Consider the following 22,280-nt stretch of genomic DNA (forward strand, 5'->3'; position numbering starts at 1 on the left):
GGAGCAGCAGGTGACAGATCAGATCGAGACCGACGACAACAGCACCTGGTGGAAGGCCCCCCGCTTCCTCATCTCAGCGGTCCTGGTCGCGCTGCTGATCGTGCTGGGGGTGGTTCTGTGGCTGTGGCCCGACGGTGAAGAGCCCACCCAGGCCGCCCCGGCGCCAGCCGCCACCGCCGAACCGGTGGCGGGCGGAGAGTCGGAGTGTGGTTTGGACGCCTCCGGCGGCACCACGCTCACGAAAGCGCCCGAGGACGTCGAATGGACCGCCCTGGGCGCGATCTACGCACCGTCCTCGGAGGAGCACGGACCGGGCACCGTAGACGAGTCAACGGGTGTGCGCTCCTGCTACTCCCACACTCCCGAAGGGGCGTTACTGAGCGTCGCGAACATGTTGGCCTCCAGCAATGACCCACAGCTCCTCCTGGACACGACTCAAGCCTTGGCTTTGGACGGCCCGGGCAAGGACATCAACATCGGGCAGATCCGACAGCGCATCGCGGAGAACGACGCATCTACCACTCCTGTGCAGATTGCCGGCTTCCGTCTTCTCTCCTACACCGGCGACAAGGCCAGCGTTGAAGTAGTGGCCGCTGCAGACGACGGATCAGAGAAGACGTACATCACCAGCAGCGCTGACATGGTTTGGCAGGACGGTGATTGGCGCTTCGTATTCCGCGACAACGGAGACACAGGCCCTGTTGCCGGCCAGGTGTCAGACCTGAACGGGTACATCACGTGGGGACCTCACGATGGCTGAGGAGGAAAGCTGCGGCAGGCTCGACCTCGTCTGCAACACGAAGGAAGGAATCAGCGATGCGCTCACCGGGGCAGCCGGGGATGCGCTGGATCAGATCGCCGACGGTGTGACTTCGGCCGTGGTGGAGACGATCGCCTCTCTGGGATCCATGTGGACCACGGTTGGCAGCGCCAGCCTCACCAGCGAGAACGGCGGCGCTGCTGAGGCTCCGGTCCGGGGAGCGTTCAACGATCAGGTCGATCTGCTGCTGAGCTACGCGAGCTGGATCGGGCTGGGGGTGTGCGTGTTCGGGGTGCTGTTCCTGGGCATCGTGCTGGCCACCAACGCCCGCCGCGGCGACGGGGCCGGGCTGGTCAACACGGCCACCGTGCTGGCCTCCGGGGCGGCGCTGATCGGTGGGGCCACCAGCCTGATCGGCTTCCTCATCCCGGCCCGGGCGCCGAACCTGTCCGGGTCGGTGGGTTTCATCCAGGACCAGACCTTCTACCTCACCCTGGCCGTGGCCGCACTGAGCGTGATGATCGCCGGGGCCCAGATGGCCTGGACCCAGCGTGCCGAACCGGCCCGCGAGCTGCTGAAGAATCTGCTCACCCTGGCCGTGGTGACGGCCTCCGGGGTGACGATTCTCAACGTCCTGGTGGCCGGCACCGACGCCCTGGCCGTGCAGATCATCGACTCCGCCATCGGCGAGGACTTCCAGACCGATGTACTCAAACTCCTGGCCCTGGACAACGCCACCAGTACTGGGGCGGCGGATCCGGTGTGGTTGGGCGGCAACGTCATCCTGATCATCGTCGGCGGGGTCGTGGCGATCATCGTGAACATCATCCAGTTGATGCTGATGGTGCTGCGCACCGGGATGCTGTTCCTGATGGCCGGGATCCTGCCACTCTCCGCCGCGTTCCTGAACACCGAGACGGGCAAGAACTTCTTCCAGAAGGTCATCGCCTGGACCCTGGCCTTCGCCTTCTACAAGCCCGCCGCGGCGCTGATCTATGGGTTGGCGATCAAGATGTCCACCACCGGGGTGTGGGAGGACGCCGGCAGCGGGCTGATCCAGTTCGCCGCCGGGCTGATGATGATCGTCGCCTCCGTGTTCGCCCTGCCCGTGCTCATCGGCTTCCTCAGCCCCGTGCTGGGCTCGATGTCCTCCTCCGGCGGTAGTAGCGGCGGGGCGCTGGGCATCGCGGCGATGGGCGCGGCGATCCCGCAGGGCGCATCTCACCTGGCTCGGTCGGGCCGCGGCTTCGGCTCCGACAGCTCGACTGCCCAGCCGCCCAGCAAGGCCAGCGCCCCCACCAACTCGAGCCCCGCTCCCACCGGCGGTGGGGGCACGGGAACGACTGGGGCCGGTGCCGCAGGGACCACAGGAACGAGTGCCGCGGGCACCGCAGGCACTGCCGCCGCTGGTGCGGCCGCGGCCCCGGTCGCGGCCGGAATGATGGCCGCGGACGCGGTGAAGAAGACCGGGGAAACCGTCTCCGAGGCCACTCAGTCCAGTGCCGGAGGCGGCACCTCCGCTGGGAGCTCCACCTCACCCAACAGCTCGGCAGGTGCAGCCTCTGCCGTGGTACCTGGCCACGACGGAGCCGGAAAACCCTCCACGGGCACCGGGGCGCAACCCGCCCCAGGTCATGGTGCGGGTACGGCAGCACCGGGCAGCGGGGCCCGCCCGACAACGAGCACCGGAGCCCGCCCGTCCCCAGGCAGTGGCTCCGGTGCGACACCGCTGCGTACCGGGGCGCGGCCGACTGGCCCCGCCGGTGCGGGACAGCTCGGGAAGGCCGCACAGCAGCAGGCACGTGCCGTCAAGGCGCAGATCGCCAACGAGACCGGAAATGAGGGCCGCCCTGATGGCGCAGACCGAAGCTAGAACGGACGAGAACCGTCCGCGGGTGTACGGCAACTTCCGCACTCCCACCTCCAAGGGCCTGGCCGGGCTCTCCACCGCCGGCACGGTCCTGCTGATCGGTGGCGTGGTCGGCGGGATCCTGCTGATGATGCTCAACCTGTGGCTGGTCGCCCTGGCCTTCGAGGCGGTGATCTTGGTCCTGATCGCGCTGTCGATGAGCAAGAACAAGCACGGACGCACCCTCATCGAGCGCATCGTGCGCCGGGCCGGGTGGGCCAACGCCGTCTACAGCGGGGCCAACGTCTACCGGGCCGGGCCGGTGTCCCGGGTGCCGTCAGGGACCACGAAGCTGCCCGGAATCTCGGCCCGCTCCACGATCACCGAGCACGTCGACGGCTACGGCCGCCCCTTCGCCTTGGTCGAGGTCCCGCAGGAACACCACTACACCGTGGTGTTCTCCTCCGAACCCGACGGCGGAGGCATGGTCGACCAAGAGCACATCAACCGGTGGGTGGACCGCTGGGCGCACTGGCTGGGCATGCTCACCGACGAGCCCGGCCTGACCGCCGCCTCGGTGACCATCGAGACCGCCCCGGACTCCGGGTACCGCCTGGCCCGAAAGATCGAGGCCCGGATGGCCGAGAACGCCCCGGCCTTCGCCCGCGACGTCATCAACGAGACCGTGCAGATGCTGCCCACCGGGGCCACCGTCACTCGGGCCTACATCGCGGTGACCTTCAAAGCCTCCGTGCGGGCCGGCGGGCGGATCCGCAACGCTCAAGAGGTCGCCAATGATCTGGCCGCCCGGCTGCCCAACCTCACCCTGTCGCTCAACGACACCGGCGCCGGGGTGGCCGCCCCACTCACGGCTCAGCAGCTGTGCGAGGTCATCCGGGTGGCCTACGACCCGGCCGAGGCAGTGCTCTTCGACCGGGCCCACGCCCAGGGGGTGGCCCCGGAGCTGGATTGGAGTGAGGTCGGCCCGCAGGCCGCCGACACCTTCTGGGACTGCTACCACCACAACAACTCCTGGTCGAAGTCCTGGGCGATGTCCGTGCCCCCACGCTCCGCCGTCCAAGCCAACGTGCTCCAAGCCCTGATCGCCCCGAACCCGGAACTGGTGCGCAAGCGCGTCACCCTGCTCTACCGCCCCATCGACCCCGCGAGGGCCGCGCAGATGGTGGAGAACGACATCAACACCGCCACCTTCAACGCCTCCTCCCGCAACCGCGCCACCGCACGGGACACCCGCGAAACCCGCGCCGCCCAGGCCACCGCAGCCGAAGAAGCCGACGGGGCGGGGTTGCTGAACTTCGGGCTCGTCGTCACCGCCACCGTCCGGACACGGGGCGAGCTGGATGAGGCCGAAGCCATCATCGAGAACCTCGGGACCTCGGCGAGGATCCGCCTGGAGGAGGCCTACGGTGCCCAGGACTCGACCTTTGCCGCCAGCCTGCCTCTGGGTGTGGTGATCCCGGACCACCTGGCCCTGCCCTCGACCGTGAGGAACGCCCTGTGATGAAGCAGAAGCAGCGAGACCAGATCATCCTCCCCGAGAGCCGGGGGAACGCCTCGACCACCGTCCTGGAGAGGGCCTTCGCCCGGGTGAAGGGCGGCAAGGTGTTCGCCAAGCCCAAGCGCACCGGCAGCACCTCGGTCACTGCCCAGACCGCCCGTCGCCCGGGTCCGCGGGGGCACAAGGGTCGGGGGTTGGGTGAAGCGCGACTGTTGCACCCGATCCGGGAGATGCGCGGGACCAACTACCAGGTGTGCGGGCTGTTCCCCTTCCCCATGGGCGGTGGGTCCCCGCTGGAGGGGGTGCCGTTGGGGCGGAACCTGCTCTCGGGGGAACCGGTGTGCTGCGACCCGATCTCCTGGTTCCTGAAGCTCCGAGTGATCTCCAATCCCTCGGCCTTCGTGATGGCCAACCCAGGGCTGGGCAAGTCCTCCCTGCTGCGCCGGATGGCCATCGGTTTGGCCGCCTTCGGGGTGTGGCCGCTGATCCTCGGCGACATCAAGGGCGAGCACGTGGCCATGATTGAAGCCCTCGGCGGAGCCGTCCTTCCCCTGGGCCGCGGTGTCGGACACATCAACCCCCTCGATGACTGCGGAGCCATGGCGGCCGCCAAGCTGCTCTTGCCCGCGCGGGCGGAGGAGCTGCTGGACGAGCTGCATTCGCGGCGTCGGTCGCTGATCGCCTCGTTGATCGCGATCCTGCGGAAGAAGCCGTTGGATGAGCGGGAGGAGTCGATCCTGGACCGGTGCCTCACCGTCCTCGAGGCCCGCCACGCCGAGTCGGGCACGGTGCCGGTGATGGCCGATCTGCGCCAGGTCCTGAAGGACAAGCCGGTCGAGGTGCGCGAGGTCGCCCTGGACCGCGGCAACGACGCCCGCTACGAGGACATCACCGAGGGTCTGGAGTCCTCGCTGAACTCCTTGTGCGGCTCCGGGGCCTTCGGGCAGATGTTCGCCCACCCCTCCACCAACAAGATCGACGCCTCGAGGCCGATGGTCTTCGACCTCTCCCGCATCTCCCAAACCGAGTCCGACCTGCGGTCGGCGACCCTGATGGCCTGTTGGTCGGCCGGCTTCGGCACCGTCACCACCTCGAACATGCTCGCCGATGACGGGGTGATCGAACGTCAGCGGTTCCTGGTGATCCTCGATGAGCTGTGGAACACCCTGGCGGCCGGGCCCGGCATCGTGGACCAGGTCAACGCCCTGACCCGGCTGAACCGGGAATGGGGGGTGGGCCAGATCATGGCCTCCCACACCCCCTCCGATCTCATGGCCGTCCGGGGAGAAGAGGACCGGGCGAAGGCCAAAGGCATCATGGACCGCTGCGGCATCAAGATCCTCGGCGGCCTCGCCAAGTCCGAGATGCCGCTGCTCACCGAGTCCGTGCCCCTGTCCATGCGTGAGCAGGAGCAGCTGGCGAACTGGCAGGACCCGCCCGCCTGGAACCGCCGCGGCGACGAAGCCCTGGAGTACACCAACGACGACGTCTACCAACCCACCGACCAGGCATTCACCGACGATGAGCTCACTCAGTGGCTGGCCGATGACGAGAACGCCGCCTGGTACTTCGACGACCGCACCACCACCCCACCCCCGGGCCAGGGGAAGTTCTTCATCAAAGTCGGCTCGAGGGCCGGGATCCCGTTCTCGATGGAGTTCACCCCCACCGAACGCCGGTCCCAGGTCCACGACACCGAGAAGAAGTGGCACGAGGCCAAGTCCCGCGCCGCTCAGGAGAGAGGCGACCGGTGAGCTCCCTGGACCGCAAGTACAAGACCGGCGGCGGGGAGGTCGCCCTGCTGCTGACCCTGCTCTTCACCCTGGTCGGCATCCCGGCCATCCTCTACACGGTGGTCAGCGCCGGCCATGCCCTAACCCCGCGCACCGACCCGCTGCCCACCGGGTACTGGGAGCGGTCCCTGAGCACCTTCACCGGCGATCTCCCCTGGCGGACCACCGAGATCGTCCTGGCCGCCACGGTCTGGTTGCTCCTGACCGGGCTATTCGTGCTGTGGGGCTTCAAGCGTCACCAGAAGGCGAAGAAGTTGGTCAAGCACGACCGGGCGGCCGTGCGCATGGCCACCGTCCGCGACGTCGCTCCCTTCACCGAGAAGGAAGCGAAGGCCAAGGCTGCCCGCTTCGGTGTGGAGGCCCCGGGGGTGATGATCGGGAAGATGGTCCGCGGCGGGCATACGTTGTATGCCTCTTGGGAGGACACCCTGGTGCACATTTGGGGCACCCGCACCGGCAAGACCACCTCCCAGGCGGCCCCGTCGATCATCGAGGCCCCGGGCCCGGTGATCGCCACTTCCAACAAACGCGACCTCTCCGATCTGACCCGCGACATCCGCGCCGCCGACGGTGACGTGTGGGTCTTCGATCCGCAGGGTGTGGCCGGGGAGGCCCCGACCTGGTGGTGGAATCCGCTGAGCTACGTCACCGACAGTGAGCGGGCGGCGGAGATGGCCACGAACTTCTCGATCGGATCGCGTCCGGCCGGGGCGAAGATGGGTGATGCCCACTTCGACTCCGCCGGCAAGGACCTGTTGGCCGGGCTCCTGCTTGCCGCCGCGGTGGGTGGGGAGCCGATTGAGCGCGTGCACTACTGGCTGACCCGCTCCACCGATGACACCCCCGCCAAGCTGCTCGACGCCCACGGCTGGTCCAAGGAGGCCGACTCGATGGCCAGCACCATCCGTCAGCCCGAGAAGTACCGGGGCAGCGTCTACTCCACCGCCCTGCAGATGGCCGCGTGTCTGAAGAACGAAAAGATCTCCGCCTGGGTCAACCCTTTGGATCCCGATGACGACCGCCCGCAGTTCGACCCCCGAGCGTTCGTGACCGGCAAGCACACCCTCTACGCCCTGTCCAAGGAAGGGGCCGGCACCGCCGGGCCTCTGGTGACCGCCCTGACCGTGGCCACCGTGACAGCGGCCGAGGAGCACGCCGTGACCCAGACCGGAGGCCGACTCAGTACGCCCATGCTGTGCGTGCTCGATGAGGCCGCCAACGTCTGCCGGTGGGCGAACCTGCCCGACCTCTACAGCCACTACGGGTCGCGGGGCATCGTGGTCTCCACGTTCTTGCAGTCCTGGTCCCAAGGCGTGGACGTCTGGGGCGAATCCGGGATGCGCAAGCTGTTCTCCACCGCCAACGTCGTCACCTACGGCGGCAACGTCAAGGAAGAGGGCTTCCTCAAAATGCTCTCCGAGCTGATCGGCAAGTACACCTACACCTCCGTCTCCTCCTCGAGGCAGAAGGACTCCGGGTCCACCTCCCGCCAGGACGCCACCGACGACATCCTCTCCGTCGCCGACCTCGCCGCCCTGCCCAAGGGCCGGGCCGTGATGCTCGGCTCCGGGGCCCGGGCCGTACTGGTCCGCACCGTCCCGGTCAGTGCCCGCCCCTACGCCCAAGCGGCCGCGGCCTCCGAAGCCGCACACAACGCACCCACCGCCGCCCCCGCCGCAGCAGGTCCCGCACCCGAGTCCCAGGAGGATGAGCCGAGCCCGGCCGCACCCACGGGGAACCGGTGGGCGGCCCTGGTGAAAGAGTAAGCCATGGACATCGGTGCCCGCCGCACCAGCAGCCACGACGACATCGACGACGAACCCCTCGAGGAAGCCGAACCGGGGGAGGGGGAGCGGGATCTCGTCTACGCCAACGTCGCCGAGTTCGTCACCGAACACCTCGCCTACCAGTACCGCCGCGACATCGACCTCGCCGGCCGCTCCACCACCTTCACCTGGTGCGCCCAATGGTGGCGACACGAAGAAGCCGTCAGCCGCCTCACCGGCCTCTGGCGGGCCTGGGAGAACCTGCGCACCGACCCCACCACCGGCCTGGCCGTGTGGTGGCGCGACTACGCCGACCCCACCATGCGGGCGCTCTTCGACGAAAAGGGGCCCTTCCACGGCTGCACACCCAGAGCACACAGCCCCAAAGGGATACCGCTTCCGCTGGACCTTCCACCAGCCGGGCTTTTCGAGTAAGACATGGTTTCAATAGTCCTTTGGGGTCAGTCGGCGGGCGCAGATGACAGTGATGGCCAGGGTCGCCACGGCGGTGATCGTGGTGGCGCTGCGGTCGTAGCGGATGGCCAGGCGGCGGAAGGCCAGTAGCCAGGAGATGGTTCGTTCCACGACCCAGCGGTGTCGACCGAGCCGTTCACTGGAGTCCTCTCCGATCCGGGCGATGCGGGCTGTGATCCCGCGCCGGCGCAGGTAGCGGCGCACCCTCTTGTTGTCGTAGGCCTTGTCCGCGTGCAGCTTCCCCGGGCGGCGCCGTGGCCGTCCGCGGCCTCGCCCCTTGACCGGGGCCAGTCCGTCCAGGATCGGCTCCACCAGCATGGAGTCGTGCCGGTTGGCTCCGGTGATCGCCACCGCCAGCGGCAACCCGTCGGCTGTGACCAGCAGGTGGTACTTCGTGCCAAGTTTGCCGCGATCCGTGGGGTTTGGCCCCGTCAGCTCGCCCCCCTTTTGGCCCGGACGCTCACCGAGTCCAGGGACGCTCTCGACCAGTCCAGCACCCCGTCCTGCCCGAGCTGGTCGAGGACGGCGTGGTGGAGCTTCTCCCACACCCCGGCCTCCTGCCATGCCCGCAGTCGGCGCCAGCAGGTGATCCCGGAGCCGAAGCCCAGCTCTGTGGGGAGCTTCTTCCACGCGATGCCGTTCTCGGCCACGAACAGGATGCCCTCCAGTGCGGCCCGGTCATCGACCCGCGGCCTGCCGGTGCGCCCGTTCTTCGCCGGTGGGGGTTGCGGGATCAAGGGTTCCAGCAGCTCCCACAACTGGTCGCTGACCAGCCGCTGAGACACTTTCAGCCTCGTCATGGCGACCATGATCGTCACCGCGCCGCGGGCCTGGCTACCCCCGACCGCAAACTATTGAAACCATTTCTAAGTGGTCTGATTCCACGCACAATCGCAGTAGGAGCTTCATAACTTCCATCTCTCCCGGGTCATCACGCCATCTATTGGGAAAATTTCCCAATTCGAAAGATGCATCGACATCTGACAATTCCCGTAGATGCGCACCTCAATACAGGGATGCGAGACGTCTCGTCCGTCAAATTTGTTCCTGCGAGTTTCCGCGATTCGGACTGTCTCGCATCCTTGTGCCTTATCCGCACCCTTAGAATCGGATACTCAACGTAGGTTGCGAGACAGGTGAGGTGGGTACGGGGAAGCTGATCAGGTACGCCAGAGTGTCGACGCGTCAGCAAGACGCAGACCGTCAAGTGTCTGACATCTTGGCCGCTGGCGTGCGACCTGATGACATGTACGTCGACAACAGATTGTCTAGAAGCCGTGCATTCCGCCCCACCTTCGACAACAAGGCGGTCGCCGCTCTTGAGGAGGGCGACACGCTGGTGATCACGACGCTGGACCGGTTGGGGCGGTCGGCGCAGAACATGCTGGCCTTCGCCGAAGCCCTACGAAGCCAGGGAGCCGGTTTGCGGGTGCTGAACCTCGGCGGGAGAGACGTGGACACCGCCACACCGATGGGCTCGACGGTCTTCACCGCCATGGCCGCCCTGGCTCAGATGGAACTGGGGATCAAACGGGAACGGATCACCGACTCGGTGTCCGAACGCAGGGCCGCCGGCAAGGACCTCGGCGGGCGGCGCCAGGCTTTCAGCGGCTCTCAGATCCGCAACGCGCTGAGGCTGATCGAGTCCGAGGAGCCGGTCGCCCAGGTCGCATGGGACCTCGGCATGTCCCGGGCGACGCTCTATCGGCGGATCCGAGAGCTGTTGCCCCCCCACGGTGGCTAGAAGCTTCAGCTGGTGCGCTTGGCTAGCTCTCGATGGATCGTGCGGTAGACGGTCGGCTCAGCAGATCATGTCCGGGTCTCTCAGCATCGGCCCGCGCTGACTCCGCACGAGCGCGGCAGGAGGTCCCGGCCCGGTGACTCCGATCCACCTGGATTCCCCGGTAGTCCCTGCGGCCGCCGTCCGCGTCCTACTGGATCACTGTGCATACGGAGGGTTCCTGCACGCCGCCTGGTTCAAGGGTGTAGGTTCTATCGGGCTGAGTCAGGCAACCCGAACACCCGGTCGAAGCACCAGGCGTAGCCAGCGTTGTAGACCAGGAAGAAGAGGATCAATCCGGCTTCGTAGAGCAACGCCTCCCACAAGGACACCTGCAGGATCAGAGCCACCAGCGGGACCAGAACGACCACCAACCCGCTTTCGAACAGGAATGTGTGCACGACCCGGACCTTCAGGGGCCGGCCGGTGCTTCCGCTGCGCTTCTCCCAGCGCTCGAACAACGTGTTGAAGACCATGTTCCAGATCAACGCGACCACCGAGGAAACCACGCCGATCAGGGCGCTGGCTCCGGTCGAGTTGCCCAGTGCAGCCAGAATTAGGGTGGTGAACACGATCGCCAAGGCCTCGAAGACCAGCGCGTAGACGACCCGGCGGTGTATCGGTGTGGGGAAGACCCGGCGCTGCATCAGCGGTGGTCGCCCACCTGGGCCCATCGGGATGGGCGGTGTGCTGGGAACCGTCTTCGTTGGTGTTGTCTGCGTGTTGCTCGAACCGGTCAATGGCATCAAAAAGGACCCCCCTGGTCAGTCCATGGGAAGTCCTCCACCGGTTTCGCGTCCATGGAACGGAAGCTGGACGCCGCCAGCCCTGTGCCGGCACGGTCGTCTTGTCATCAGTCTACCAAGCACCCCAGGCGCACCACCCAGGCCCATCGCGTAGGCGGACAGGACAGATCTGCGGATAGGTGACAGCTCGTCCGGCTTACCTGACGAGCCGCCGAAAAGGATGAAATTGAATCCCCCTTAGCTCTCTGCCGCTCTCATACTGGGTACCCCTCGTGAATGAGGGAGGTGTAGTGAACGTGTACGCGCTCTACCGGCGTGAGGTTTCCCACGCTCGAGTGCGGCCGCTGGGAGTTGTACCACCGGCCCAGCCAGCCGTGGCGTACTCGACGTCGGATAGGGTCTTGTAGGCCCCGTCGTGGAAGACCTTCGTGCGGATGCACTTGGTATTGCAGAGGCCGTTGATCGTCTCCATCAGGGCGTTACCGTAGGCGTCCCCGAGGGTTCCGGTCGAGGGCGCGATGCCCTACACCGCCAAGTGCTCGGTGACCCTCAGCGAGGTGTTTCGACCACCGGTTGAATCCGCCATGCTTTCGTCCCTCCCGTTTTGCCTCGAATTTGCGAAGCATCAATGCAATAAGTCAGGCGTGGCGGTCGGCCACGTCTAGGGCCGCGTCCAGGATTTCCAGACCGCGGCGGGCGTCGGCCTCGCTGATGTTCAGCGGGGGCACCACGTGGATGCGGTTGAAGTTGGCGAACGGCAGCAGGCCGGCGGCCTTAAGCGCGGCCACGAGCTCGGTCATCGCGGGCGAGGAACCACCGTAGGGCGCCAGCGGTTCCTTGGTGGTGCGGTCCTTGACGAGTTCTACCGCCCAGAAGCACCCGATGCCGCGTACGTCGCCCACCGACGGGTGGCGCTGGGCGATCTCGCGCAGCCCGGGACCGAAGACGTTCTCGCCCAACCATGCGGCGTGATCGATCATGCCCTCGTCCCGCATGGCGTTGATGGCCGCGACCGCGGCGGCGCACGCCAGCGGGTGGCCCGAGTAGGTCAGCCCGCCGGGGTAGGGCCGGTCGCGGAAGGTGTTGTAGATGGCTTCCGAAATGGCGACACCCCCGAGAGGGACGTAGCCGGAGTTCACGCCTTTGGCGAAGGTGATCAGATCCGGGACCACCTTCCAGTGCTCGACGGCGAACCATTTTCCAGAGCGCCCGAAGCCGGCCATGACCTCGTCGGCGATGTAGACGATGCCGTACTTGCGGGTCAGCTCCCGGACGCCCTCCAGATAGCCGGCCGGGGGGAGGTAGATCCCAGCCGTGCCGGGGATCGACTCAAGGATCAGCGCGGCGATGTTCTGCGCACCCTCGAGCACGATCATGTCCTCGAGGTGGCGCAGCGCCCGCTCGGTCTCTTCCGCCTCGGTGGTGGCGTCGAAGTATGAGCGGTAGCGATAGGCGGGCATGAAGTGGACCACGCCGGAGTCGGAGTAGTCGTTGGAGAACCGACGAGGGTCCCCGGTGGCGTTCACGGCCAGGTGAGTGCCGCCGTGGTAGCTGCGGTAGGCGGAGAGCACCTTGTGTCGGCCGGTGTGCAGGCGGGCCATGCGGATGGCGTGCTCCACGGCGTCGGCCCCGCCGTTGGTGAAGAACACGTGGTTCAGGTCCCCGGGGGTGAGCTCAGCGATCAACCGGGCCGCCTCGGAGCGGGCCACGTTGGCGTGCGGCGGGGCGATGGTGCACAGGGTCTGCGCCTGCTCGACGATGGCGGCCACCACCTTCGGGTGCTGGTGGCCGATGTTGGTGTTGACCAGCTGGGAGGAGAAGTCCAGCAGCCGGTTGCCCTCGCCGTCCCAGACGTAGGAGCCCTCGGCCTTGAGCACCGTCATGGGGTCGAGGGACCCCTGGGCGGACCAGGAGTGGAACACGTGGGCGCGGTCCAGGTCGTAGGCCCGGCGGCCGGCCTCGATCTCCTCAGCGGTGAGCGCTGCGGTCTCGGTGGTGGTGTCGGTCACGGTGAGCTCCTTAGGCGTCGTTGGTCGGGAAGCCGAGGTTGAGGCCGCCGTGGCTGGGGTCCAGCCAGCGGCTGGTGACGACCTTGCCGCGGGTGAAGAAGTGCACACCTTCGGCGCCGTGGGCGTGGGTGTCGCCGAACAGCGAGTTCTTCCAGCCGCCGAAGGAGTAGTAGGCCATCGGGACGGGGATCGGGACGTTGATCCCGACCATCCCGACCTGGATTTCGTTCTCGAAGCGGCGCGCGGCCCCGCCGTCGTTGGTGAAGATCGCGGTGCCGTTGCCGTAGGGATTGCTGTTGATCAGCGCCACACCCTCGTCGTAGCTGGGCACCCGCACGGTGGAGAGCACGGGGCCGAAGATCTCGTCGGTGTAGATCGACATGTCGGCGGTGACGTGGTCGAACAGCGTCGGGTTGAGGAAGAAGCCCTCACCATCGGTATCCGGGTCGACTTGGCGGCCGTCCAGGACCAGGGTGGCGCCGGCCTGCTCGCCGGCGTCGATGTAGCTGGCCACCTTGTCCCGGTGGGCGGCGGTGACAAGCGGGCCCATGTCGGCCCCGCGGGTGCCATCGCCGATGCGCAGCGTGCGGGTGCGCTCGGCGATCTTCGCCACCAGCTCGTCGGCGATGGACTCCACGGCCACGATCGCCGAGATCGCCATGCACCGCTCCCCTGCCGCGCCGTAGCCGGCGTTGACGGCCGCGTCGGCAGCGAGATCGAGATCGGCGTCGGGCAGCACCAACATGTGGTTCTTCGCCCCGCCCAGGGCCTGGACCCGCTTGCCATTGGCAGTGCCGCGCTCGTAGACGTACTGGGCGATCGGGGTGGAGCCGACGAAGGACACCGAGGCCACGTCGGGGCTGTCCAGCAGCGCGTCGACGGCTTCCTTGTCGCCGTGCACGACGTTGAAGACGCCGTCGGGCAGCCCGGCCTCCTTCCACAGTTCGGCCATCCAGATCGCGGCGGTGGGGTCTTTCTCGCTGGGCTTGAGCACCACGGTGTTGCCAGCGGCGATGGCCACCGGGAAGAACCACATCGGCACCATGGCGGGGAAGTTGAACGGGGAGATGATGGCGGCGACCCCCAGCGGCTGGCGGACCGAGTGGACGTCCACCTTGGTGGAAGCGTTCTCGGTGAAGCCGCCCTTCAGCAGGGTCGGGATGCCGCAGGCGAACTCGACCACGTCCTGGCCGCGGGAGACCTCCCCGAGGGCGTCGTCGAGGACCTTGCCGTGCTCGGCGGTGATGATCTCCGCCAGCTCGCCCTTGCGGGCATTGAGCAGCTCGCGGAAGGCGAAGATGATCTGGGTGCGGCGGGCGAGGGAGGTGTCGCGCCACGCCGGGAACGCCGTGGCGGCCGCGGCGACGGCCTGGTCGACCGTGCTGGTGGGGGCCAGTGGCACCTGGGAGGTGACTCGGCCGGTGGCCGGGTTGGTGACCTTTCCGATGCGGGAGTCCTGATCGGCCTCGATGGGCGCACCGTTGATCCAGTGGGTGATCGTACGGATGGTGGTTTGCGTGGCGGTCTGCATGCGCTGCTCTCTCGGACGGGAGTCGGGGCGCGGGGGAGCCCCCGCGGAGGTGGTGTCGAGTCCATCCTGAGCAGCGGTACACCGTGACGAAACATACAGACTGTAGCGAATATTCGACCGAGCGATACATTGTGTCAATGACGAATCGGGTAGAAGGCAGGACGGAACTCGTCCAGGAGGCCAGCGGGCTTCCGCGGACCTCTCCGGTGACCGTGCGGGTCGTCCTTGAGCAGGCCGAGATACGAGCCGGACATCCGGAGGTCCTCTCCGGTGCGGAACTGTTGGACACTGCGGTGCGGTGGGTGCACATCGCGGACACCGAGCATGTAGGAGCCCTGCTCGAAGGGGGCGAGCTGGTGCTGAGCACCGGCCAGACGTTCCGCGGATCCTTCGCGGCCACGGCGCGGTTCCTGGGCGATCTGCAGGCCGCCGGAGCCGCCGGAGCCGTGATCGAGCTCGTGGACGCGGCCGGGGAGCCGGCACCCCATGCGATTGACGTCCTCCGGGCGGCCGCACGGGGTCGGTCCCTGCCGGTGGTGCTGCTGACCGGATCCATCCGCTTCGTCCGGGTCACCCAGGTGGCACACCAGATGCTGGTCGGTGAACAGCTGGCCCGGGTGGAACGGGCCCGGCGCGTCCACGAAGTCTTCACCCAGCTCAGCCTCGAAAGCGCCAGCGAACAGCAGATCGTGGACCGTACGGCCGAGCTGCTCACCACCCCCGTCGTGCTGGAGGACGTGGCCCACCGGGTGCTCGCTTTTCAGGCCGGCGCGGAGGACCCCGCGGTCCTGCTGGAGAACTGGGTGGAGCGCGCGCGCCGGGTCGGGTACCGGGAGGAGACCGGGCGGCGAGCCGACGCGGAGGAGTGGCTGCAAACCCCGGTGGGCGTCCGCGGCCGGCGGTGGGGACGTCTCGTCGTCCCCGTCGCGCTACCTGGCGACGCCGAGGATACCGACGCCTTCCAGGTGCTGGAACGCGCCGGGCAGGCCCTGACCATCGCCCGCATGGCCGGCCGCGACGAACAGGACCTGCTGCACCAGGCGCAGACCGGTCTCCTGCACGAGCTGCGCCAACCGCACGCCCTGACCGAGCAGGAGGCGCGCACCCGCGCCGCCGCCCTGGGGATGGAGGCGGCGGCGTACTATCTGCCGGTCGTCGTGCAGTTGGACCGTCTTCCCGGCGAGGACCCCACCAGCCTGCAACTGCGGGAGAGAGCGCTCCTGGCGGACCTGGCATACGTCGTCCGCCGGGCCCGCCGGTCCATGCTGGCCGCGGGCATGCACTCCGGCGCATTGGGCGTGCTGCTGGCAGTTCCCGCCCGCCAGCTCGAGGACCCTGTCCTCGAGCGCATTTTCGAGGACCTGGCCGGGTCCCGGAGCGGGGACACGACGTGGTCCGTCGGAGTAGGGCGCAGCCGGGAGTCGTTGCTGGAGGCCGCCGGCGTTCTGGACGAGGCGTCGCAGGTCGCCGGCATCGCTGGCACCCTGGAGATCCGTCGGCGCCTCTACTACCGCTTCTCCGACGTCCGATTGCGCGGTCTGCTCGCCCTACTGGGGGCGGACCCCCGCGTCACGGCGTTCGCCGAGGCGGAACTGGCGCCACTGCTCGACGGGCAGGACGCCGCGGCCCTGGACCTACTGGAGCTCTACCTGCAGCACGGCGGCAACAAATCCGCGTTGGCCCGCACCGGCTACCTCAGCCGCCCGGCCCTCTACGCGCGACTGGCCCGGTTGCAGGAGCGGCTGGGCGTGTCCCTGGAAGACGCCGAATCCCGCGCCGCCCTGCACGTTGCTGTGCTCTGGTATCGGCTCCGAGAAGTCGGCCGCAGTGCCTCACCGTGACCGACGCGCCCCGCAGGGCGTGCTGCGGTCCTGCCTCTGTCACGACCTCGGCCGGGCGCCGGGCGTCGGGCGTCGGGCGTCGGGCGTCGGGCGTCGGGCGTCGGGCGTCGGGCGTCGGGCAATGGTCAGCAGCCGACCTCGAAGATCTCCGCCGGGGTCTGCTGCAGAATCTCCGCGCCGGTGCTGGTGACCAGGATGTTGTACCCGAAGATGACGGTGGTCCCGTGGTACTGGGCCACCGAGGGCTCCAGGGAGAAGATCATCCCGGGCTCGAGCACTTCGTCGTTACCGACGAGGACATCCGGCCGGCCGGCCCACACCGGGGGATAGGCCAGGCCCATGCCAAAGCCGGCGCGGGCCGGGATGTAATCCGCGTACGCGCGCCGAGCCTCCCGGCTGAGGCGGTCCAGCTCGGACACCGGAGTGCCCGGTCGGACCTGCTCGAACGGGATCCAGAACGCATCATTGGCAATCTTCCAGAGCTCCTTGAGCATCGGTGAGGCTTCTCCGGCCACCACCGTGCGCACAATGTTGCTGTTGTACCGCCCGTGGGAGCCGGTGATCTCCAGCATCACCGGATCGCCTTTCTCGACCACCCGCTCGGTCGGGACGCCGTGGAACAGGCCGCTGCGCGGCCCGGCACCGATGATGAACGGAAGCGTGGGGTATTCCGAACCTGCCGTCGTCATGGCGGACTGTACCGCTGCCAGCAGGTCCACTTCCCGCACCCCCGGCCGCAGGGTGTCGATCGCCGCGCGGAACCCAATGTCGGAGAACTCCGCCGCCTTGCGCATTCTGTTGATCTCGGCCGGCGACTTGATGGTGCGCAGCCTGAGCACCGGGACGGTGACATCGACGAACTCCACATCCGGGAGAGCCTCCACCAATGCTCGGTAGGTGGAGGCCTTCAGGTACCAGTTGTCCATCTCCAGGCCGACCCGGCTGCCGGCACGCACTCCGAGATCGCGCAATTGGGCGACAGTCATGCCAATCGGATCGTCGCCGTGCTGCCAATGCCGAATGTCCTGGATCCAGCATTGGATGCGCGCCAGTTCCTTCTCGCACTTATGGGTGAGCAGCGTCGGCTCGTCGGCACCGGGCGTGAAAGTGAGGTGCTGGTAGAAGTAGAGACCCAGCGGATCGAAACCGGTGAAGTAGTTCAGATTCTCCGGTGTCGTACCGATATAGACGTCGATGTCCTGCTCCCGCAGGGTCGTGCTCAGTCGGTCCAGCCGGTTTCGATACTCAACAGGCGCAAAGTTCATGATGGACTGGTCTGGCAGTTCGCTGATGCCCGTGGTAGGCGGCGGCGTATTCATCGATATTCTCCTTCAATAATGCCAAGCATTGGGTGCCCGATGGCGTTCGGGGCTGGTGAGGCGGAACGTCAGGACTTCTGCCAAACGCATGCGGCGCCGACCCATGTCGAACGCACCTCAGCGGTTCCGATCTCGGACGGTTCCATGGTGGTCAGGTCCTGGTCCAGCACTACGAAGTCCGCCAGGTGCCCAGGTGTCAGGCGTCCCTTGATACGGCTCTCTCCGGTCGCATGTGCGGAGCCGGATGTGTAGACGGTCAGCGCTTCCGTCACGCTGAGTTGCTGCTCCGGCCCGAGCACGAGTCCCTCGGCGCTGCACCGAGTGACCATGCTCTGCACGGCCATGAGCGGATCGGCTGGGACCAGCGGATAGTCGGAGGAACCGGCCACCGCAATCCCGGCGTCCAGCATGGACTTGTGGGCGCAGATCATGCGGGACCATTCCGGGCCGTAGAAGGAGTTGATCTCCTTGCCATGGAAATGGATGAACGAACCGAAGGGGACGGGCGTCACACCGGCTGCTCTCATCCGGGCGATGATCGATCCGTCGACCATGCTGCAGTGCTCGATGCGGTGATTCATCCGCCGCCCCGCCCGGTGCGGCAGGGACTCGTAGATGCGGAGGACCTTGTCGACGGCCTGGTCGCCGTTGGCGTGGACGGCCACCCGCTGCCCGGCAGCATGGACTCGGTGGACAGTCTCGGTGAACTCGTCATCGTTGAGAATCTGCAGACCGTTGTCGGATCCTGTCGCGCTCGGGTAGGGGCGATGGCACAAGCAGGTCCCGCCGGAGAGGGCCCCGTCCAGCATCATCTTCACACCCGCCAGCCGCAGTCGGTCCGGGGCGCCGAAGGAGGGCGCTTCAGCCGTTTCGTCGAAATAGCTGTGCCACTGGAGCATGTTCACACGGGCGGTCAGGACATCATCGGCCAGCGCGGCGGCATACATCTCCTGCTCCACGGGGGTGACGATCGCATCGCAGTAGGACGTGATGCCGGCTGCGTGCAGTTCGTCGTTTACGGTGCGCAGGGCCGCGACCTGCGCCTCCATGTCGCCGCCCACCGCGATGGACGTTCTCTGCCGCCCTGGCAACCAGGGGTCGAGCCAGGCCCGTTCGTACATCCACCCATTCAGCCGACCGTCGGCATCAGTCATCAGCTCTCCGCCGGCAGGGGCGTCCTGCGGGCTGCCGTATCCCATCAGTTCCAGTGCACGGCTGTTGCCGATCGCCTTGTGGTAGCTGTAGTGAATTAGCACAACCGGCTGGGTGGCTGACACGCCGTCCAGGAAATGGCGGTCCACGGTGGCAGGAGCGATGCTCCGTTCGTCGAATGCGTGGCCGAGCACCCACGTGTCCTCGCCAAGCAGCGCAGAGCGCTCTCGCATCGCCTGCCGGAGCTCTTCGGCACCGGTGATGCCAGTCAGATCCACTCGGACGCGGGCCAGTGCCGCCTGGGAGACGTGGCAATGCGCGTCGTTGAAGCCGGGGATCACCAGGGCGCCCTCGAGATCAATCCGTTCCGCCCCTCCGAACCGTTCGGACAGCTCGCGCCGGGATCCGGTGGCGACAACCCTGCCGTCCTGAGTGGCGAAGGCCTCCGGTTCGGTGCCGTCCATGGCCATGATCCGCTTGGCGGCGAATATCCGTACGGGCCGCTCTGCTTCTGTCTTCACGCAACTCCCTCTGATCAAACACGGCGGGCGCGGCCTCGGCGCCGGGAACCGAGGCCGGGTGTGCCGGGCGACACACAGAATCTTTATGATGAGAGTACGAGCGATTCATTGCCGTTACAATGCAACTATTGTTACGTTACATACATGGAGAGCCCACTGTCGGCCATGCGCCGGCATCTCAATGAACCCACTGCCCGGGGCGTCGCCAATGCGGTGAGCAGAGCCATTCGAGACGGCTCCCTGGACATCGGAGCCAAGCTTCCGCCCATCCGGACCGTGGCCAGGGAACTGCAGCTTTCTCCCACGACGGTCAGCGCAGGATGGTCCTTGCTGGCCCGGTCCGGTGCCATCCGAACCGATGGCCGTCGTGGCACCACCGTGGCCGAAACGCGCCCGGACTCGGTGCGCTATCAACGAGCCATGGAACGTCAGCTGTCGTTCCGGCTCGATCTGTCCACAGGGACGCCGGATCCAGAACTCCTGCCGGACCTCAGCCAGTCACTGAAGGACCTCACCACCGCTGGTACCCCCAGCAGCTATCTCGACGAGCCCGTGCTGCCCGCCCTCGTCGAAGTGCTGCGGTCGGACTGGCCCTACGTGGCGGAGGAGTTCGCAATCGTAGACGGCGCCATGGACGCGCTCGACTTGATCATCCGTTCGCACCTGCGGTTCGGCGACCGGATTGTCGTCGAGCACCCCACCTTCCCGTTACTGCTGGACCTATTGGAGGTGTCCGGTGCCGAAGTGATCGGGGTGCCGGTGGACGAGGAGGGAATGCGCCCAAGTGCGCTCCGGGCGGCGCTCAAACAGACCTGCTCAGCCATCATCCTGCAGCCGCGTGCGCAGAATCCCACGGGCGCCTCGCTCACCCAAGACCGGGCGCGGGAGTTGGCGGGGATCATCGCCCCGACGGAGGCCGTGGTGATCGAGGACGATTCGGCCGGATCGATCTCGACGGCGGCCCCGATCAGCCTTGGCCGCTGGTTGCCGGATCAGGTGCTGCACATCCGCAGCTTCTCCAAATCCCACGGTCCGGACCTGCGGCTCGCTGCGGTGAGCGGCAGCGCCGAGCTGCTGGGTCCGATCAACGCCCGGCGGCAGCTGGGGCAGGGGTGGAGCAGCAGGCTGCTGCAGCGCATCCTCCTCGGTCTGCTCACCGTCCCGGACGCGGTTGCCCAGGTGGACCATGCCCGCCAGGAATACCAACGACGCCGGGAGGCCGTCGTGCAGGCCCTCGCCGAGCGCGGAGTACATGTGGATTCCTCCGACGGCATCAACATCTGGGTGCCGGTGCTGGATGAGGCTGCGGCCATCGTGCGTCTGGCCAGCCAGGGCATCGGGGTGACCCCGGGAACGCCGTTCGCGGTTCTGCCCGACCAAGAGGGGCGTATCAGGGTCACGGTGGGTCTTCTCGCCGACCGGCATGCCGAGATCGCTGAGCAGATCGCACTGGCGGCCCGCACCGGGGGCTGGGGTGCGGGCCGCTAGCCGGACCTGTCGTGCCGCTCAGAACCCGCCGATGACCTGTCCACCGTTGATGGACAGGGTCTGACCCGTCATGAACGAAGATTCGGGGGAGGCGAGGTACCGGATGAGGTAGGAGATCTCTTCCGGCTCCGCGTAGCGGCGGAGCGGCACGGTCTCGTACTCCTCCGCCAGTGCGGCTTCGTCCAGTTCCGCCGTCATCGCGGTGTGCACTCCGCCCGGGGCGACGGCGTTGACGGAGATGCCCTTCGGCCCCAGCTCCTTGGCCGCGTTCTTCGCGAAGGCCATCAGCGCGCCCTTCGCCGCGCAGTAGGCGTACGAGTGCCCGATGCCAGCCTGGCCCCAGATCGAACTGATGAAGATCATCCGGCCGGTCCCCGAGCGCTCCAGCCAGGGCAGGCAGGCCCGTGAACTGTGCAGAGCCCCGTCGACGTGCACCGCGAAGGTCTTTCTCCAGAAGTCGTCGTCGGTGTCGGCGAGCAGTTCGTTGCTGTGGATCAGGCCGGCGTTGCTGACCAGCACGTCGATGCCACCGGCCCAGTCCGCCACGGCGCTGACCGCGGCTTCCACATCGCTTCGGACCGAGACGTCGGCCTTCAGCCCGAGGGCAGTGCCGCCGCCCTGGGTGATCTCCTCGGCTGCCGCAACGGCGGCGGCCTCGTCCACATCGGTTAGTCCGACGGCGTAGCCGGCCTCGGCCAATACGGTCGCGTGCGCTTTGCCCATGCCACGGCCGGCTCCGGTGATGAACGCTGTTCTGCGCGGTCCGCTCATCGAGTGGACACCTCCGTAGTTGTCCGGGCAGCTGCCTGCAGCTGTGTCATGTTCATGTCTTTCCTTTCGTCATGTCTGAGTGGGAGGTGTCATTCCGCTTCATAGCGGACGGTCATGCCGCCGTCGACCACGAGATTGGCGCCGGTGATGTACCGCGCCCGGTCGGAACAGAGAAAGACGACTGCGTCGGCGATGTCTTCCGGTGTGGCCACCCGGCCCAGCACGCTCAGCGCGGCATTCTCTCGCACCACGGCGCGCGAGTCGCGGCCACCGGCCGAATACAGCTTGTGCAGACCGGGGGTCTCCGTGACCCCTGGGGAGACGATGTTGGAGCGGATGCCGGCGGGTCCGAAGTCGACGGCGACGGAGCGGGCGATGCCGATGACCGCATGCTTGGAGGACAGGTAGGCCGGATACTCCGTGGGCGTGCGCAGCGCGGTGTCCGAACCGGTGAAGCACAGGGCTCCACCCTTTCCGGCCGCGACCATGTGACGGAGGCAGGCGCGGGCGGTGAGGAAGGCGCCGCGGCTGTTAATCGCGAACGTGCGATCCCACTGCTCGACCGAGATCTCGAGCAGGTTGCCGCCGGGAATCATGGTCGAGGCGTTGATATGGGCGACGTCGATCCCACCCAGCCGCTGTGCGACCTCGTCGGCCATGGTCTCCACGGCTTCCTCGGTGGCGACATCGGCGGCGAACGGCTCTGCGGTGCCGCCTGAAGAACGGATGCCCTCCGCCACCCGTGCGGCGGCATCGCCGTCGATGTCCACCACCGCCACGTGCGCTCCGTGAGCGGCGAACAACCGTGCGGAGGCTTCGCCGATGCCGGATCCGGCCCCGGTGACCAGGGCGCGTTGACCTGTCATTGTGGTTATTGAAGTCATCAAGATCTTTCTGTTGGGTTCCGGCCTGGATTTCATCCACCGGCCGGCCGATCATCGTGCACAGGCACGGAGGGCCC

General features: G+C 67.3%; 17 protein-coding genes. 9 read left to right on the top strand and 8 right to left on the bottom strand.

Features of this window, described 5'->3' with window-relative positions; all coding sequences use genetic code 11:
* The first annotated feature begins 10 nt into the window (after positions 1-10).
* Genes Q0817_RS16200 through Q0817_RS16225 form a run of 6 tightly spaced genes read left to right on the top strand, consistent with a single transcriptional unit; the run spans position 11 to position 8,122 of the window.
* On the top strand, positions 11-760 hold the full coding sequence (locus Q0817_RS16200; RefSeq protein ID WP_298590573.1) for a hypothetical protein: 750 nt from the start codon (positions 11-13) through the stop codon (positions 758-760).
* Positions 753-2,633, top strand: coding sequence for a type IV secretion system protein (locus Q0817_RS16205; protein ID WP_298590576.1), 1,881 nt, complete (start codon positions 753-755; stop codon positions 2,631-2,633). The genes Q0817_RS16200 and Q0817_RS16205 overlap by 8 nt, the downstream gene beginning before the upstream one ends.
* A complete protein-coding gene (locus Q0817_RS16210; RefSeq protein ID WP_298590578.1) occupies positions 2,614-4,131 on the top strand; it encodes an SCO6880 family protein in 1,518 nt (505 codons plus the stop codon). The genes Q0817_RS16205 and Q0817_RS16210 overlap by 20 nt, the downstream gene beginning before the upstream one ends.
* Positions 4,131-5,882, top strand: a complete 1,752-nt coding sequence (locus Q0817_RS16215) for an ATP/GTP-binding protein (RefSeq protein WP_298590581.1) — start codon at positions 4,131-4,133, stop codon at positions 5,880-5,882. The genes Q0817_RS16210 and Q0817_RS16215 overlap by 1 nt, the downstream gene beginning before the upstream one ends.
* Positions 5,879-7,687 (top strand): type IV secretory system conjugative DNA transfer family protein, encoded by a 1,809-nt coding sequence (locus tag Q0817_RS16220; RefSeq protein ID WP_298590584.1) that lies wholly within the window; start codon positions 5,879-5,881, stop codon positions 7,685-7,687. Before Q0817_RS16215 ends, Q0817_RS16220 begins: the two co-directional genes overlap by 4 nt.
* Before the next feature lie 3 nt (positions 7,688-7,690).
* The gene (locus Q0817_RS16225) at positions 7,691-8,122 is read left to right on the top strand and encodes a DUF4913 domain-containing protein (RefSeq protein ID WP_298590587.1); all 432 of its coding nucleotides are present in this window, start codon (positions 7,691-7,693) and stop codon (positions 8,120-8,122) included.
* Between the two features lie 9 nt (positions 8,123-8,131).
* Here Q0817_RS16225 and Q0817_RS16230 read toward each other — a convergent pair.
* Positions 8,132-8,961 (bottom strand): IS5 family transposase gene (locus tag Q0817_RS16230; protein ID WP_298590590.1). Its coding sequence is split into 2 segments (ribosomal slippage): positions 8,132-8,602 and positions 8,605-8,961, totalling 828 coding nucleotides; the frame shifts between segments, so codons are not numbered across the junction.
* 341 nt (positions 8,962-9,302) lie between these two features.
* On the opposite strand from Q0817_RS16230, the gene Q0817_RS16235 reads away from it, so the two are divergent.
* The gene (locus tag Q0817_RS16235; protein ID WP_298590593.1) at positions 9,303-9,905 is read left to right on the top strand and encodes a recombinase family protein; all 603 of its coding nucleotides are present in this window, start codon (positions 9,303-9,305) and stop codon (positions 9,903-9,905) included.
* Between the two features lie 248 nt (positions 9,906-10,153).
* Here Q0817_RS16235 and Q0817_RS16240 read toward each other — a convergent pair whose 3' ends face one another.
* From Q0817_RS16240 to Q0817_RS16250, 3 genes are all read right to left on the bottom strand, one after another.
* Positions 10,154-10,588 (bottom strand): PACE efflux transporter, encoded by a 435-nt coding sequence (locus Q0817_RS16240; RefSeq protein WP_298590596.1) that lies wholly within the window; start codon positions 10,586-10,588, stop codon positions 10,154-10,156.
* A 737-nt stretch (positions 10,589-11,325) separates the two neighbouring features.
* The gene (locus tag Q0817_RS16245; protein ID WP_298590599.1) at positions 11,326-12,696 is read right to left on the bottom strand and encodes an aspartate aminotransferase family protein; all 1,371 of its coding nucleotides are present in this window, start codon (positions 12,694-12,696) and stop codon (positions 11,326-11,328) included.
* 10 nt (positions 12,697-12,706) lie between these two features.
* The gene (locus Q0817_RS16250) at positions 12,707-14,227 is read right to left on the bottom strand and encodes a CoA-acylating methylmalonate-semialdehyde dehydrogenase (RefSeq protein WP_298590601.1); all 1,521 of its coding nucleotides are present in this window, start codon (positions 14,225-14,227) and stop codon (positions 12,707-12,709) included.
* Between the two features lie 212 nt (positions 14,228-14,439).
* Between Q0817_RS16250 and Q0817_RS16255 the strand changes: the two genes are divergently transcribed.
* Positions 14,440-16,068 (top strand): PucR family transcriptional regulator, encoded by a 1,629-nt coding sequence (locus Q0817_RS16255; RefSeq protein WP_298590648.1) that lies wholly within the window; start codon positions 14,440-14,442, stop codon positions 16,066-16,068.
* A gap of 125 nt (positions 16,069-16,193) precedes the next feature.
* Here Q0817_RS16255 and Q0817_RS16260 read toward each other — a convergent pair whose 3' ends face one another.
* Both Q0817_RS16260 and Q0817_RS16265 read right to left on the bottom strand, forming a co-directional pair.
* On the bottom strand, positions 16,194-17,387 hold the full coding sequence (locus Q0817_RS16260; RefSeq protein WP_298590604.1) for a Xaa-Pro peptidase family protein: 1,194 nt from the start codon (positions 17,385-17,387) through the stop codon (positions 16,194-16,196).
* Between the two features lie 68 nt (positions 17,388-17,455).
* Entirely contained in the window at positions 17,456-19,060 is a 1,605-nt protein-coding gene (locus tag Q0817_RS16265) for an amidohydrolase (protein ID WP_298590607.1), read from the bottom strand.
* A 144-nt stretch (positions 19,061-19,204) separates the two neighbouring features.
* Here Q0817_RS16265 and Q0817_RS16270 point away from each other — a divergent pair, with 144 nt between their 5' ends.
* Complete coding sequence (locus tag Q0817_RS16270; RefSeq protein ID WP_298590611.1) at positions 19,205-20,548, top strand: PLP-dependent aminotransferase family protein; 1,344 nt, start codon at positions 19,205-19,207, stop codon at positions 20,546-20,548.
* Between the two features lie 18 nt (positions 20,549-20,566).
* On the opposite strand, the gene Q0817_RS16275 is transcribed toward Q0817_RS16270, so the two are convergent.
* On the bottom strand, positions 20,567-21,319 hold the full coding sequence (locus Q0817_RS16275; protein ID WP_298590613.1) for an SDR family NAD(P)-dependent oxidoreductase: 753 nt from the start codon (positions 21,317-21,319) through the stop codon (positions 20,567-20,569).
* Between the two features lie 89 nt (positions 21,320-21,408).
* A complete protein-coding gene (locus Q0817_RS16280) occupies positions 21,409-22,203 on the bottom strand; it encodes an SDR family NAD(P)-dependent oxidoreductase (protein ID WP_298590616.1) in 795 nt (264 codons plus the stop codon).
* Positions 22,204-22,280 lie beyond the last annotated feature (77 nt).

The sequence above is a fragment of the uncultured Kocuria sp. genome (genome assembly GCF_947500125.1).
In the GTDB taxonomy this organism is placed as follows: domain Bacteria; phylum Actinomycetota; class Actinomycetes; order Actinomycetales; family Micrococcaceae; genus Kocuria.

Coding starts and splice junctions, on each gene's coding strand:
- Q0817_RS16205 (WP_298590576.1), top strand. CDS start 753: ATGGCTGAGGAGGAAAGCTGCGGCAGGCTCGACCTCGTCTGCAACACG.
- Q0817_RS16210 (WP_298590578.1), top strand. CDS start 2,614: ATGGCGCAGACCGAAGCTAGAACGGACGAGAACCGTCCGCGGGTGTAC.
- Q0817_RS16215 (WP_298590581.1), top strand. CDS start 4,131: ATGAAGCAGAAGCAGCGAGACCAGATCATCCTCCCCGAGAGCCGGGGG.
- Q0817_RS16225 (WP_298590587.1), top strand. CDS start 7,691: ATGGACATCGGTGCCCGCCGCACCAGCAGCCACGACGACATCGACGAC.
- Q0817_RS16240 (WP_298590596.1), bottom strand. CDS start 10,588: ATGCAGCGCCGGGTCTTCCCCACACCGATACACCGCCGGGTCGTCTAC.
- Q0817_RS16250 (WP_298590601.1), bottom strand. CDS start 14,227: ATGCAGACCGCCACGCAAACCACCATCCGTACGATCACCCACTGGATC.
- Q0817_RS16260 (WP_298590604.1), bottom strand. CDS start 17,387: ATGAATACGCCGCCGCCTACCACGGGCATCAGCGAACTGCCAGACCAG.
- Q0817_RS16270 (WP_298590611.1), top strand. CDS start 19,205: ATGGAGAGCCCACTGTCGGCCATGCGCCGGCATCTCAATGAACCCACT.
- Q0817_RS16275 (WP_298590613.1), bottom strand. CDS start 21,319: ATGAGCGGACCGCGCAGAACAGCGTTCATCACCGGAGCCGGCCGTGGC.
- Q0817_RS16280 (WP_298590616.1), bottom strand. CDS start 22,203: ATGACTTCAATAACCACAATGACAGGTCAACGCGCCCTGGTCACCGGG.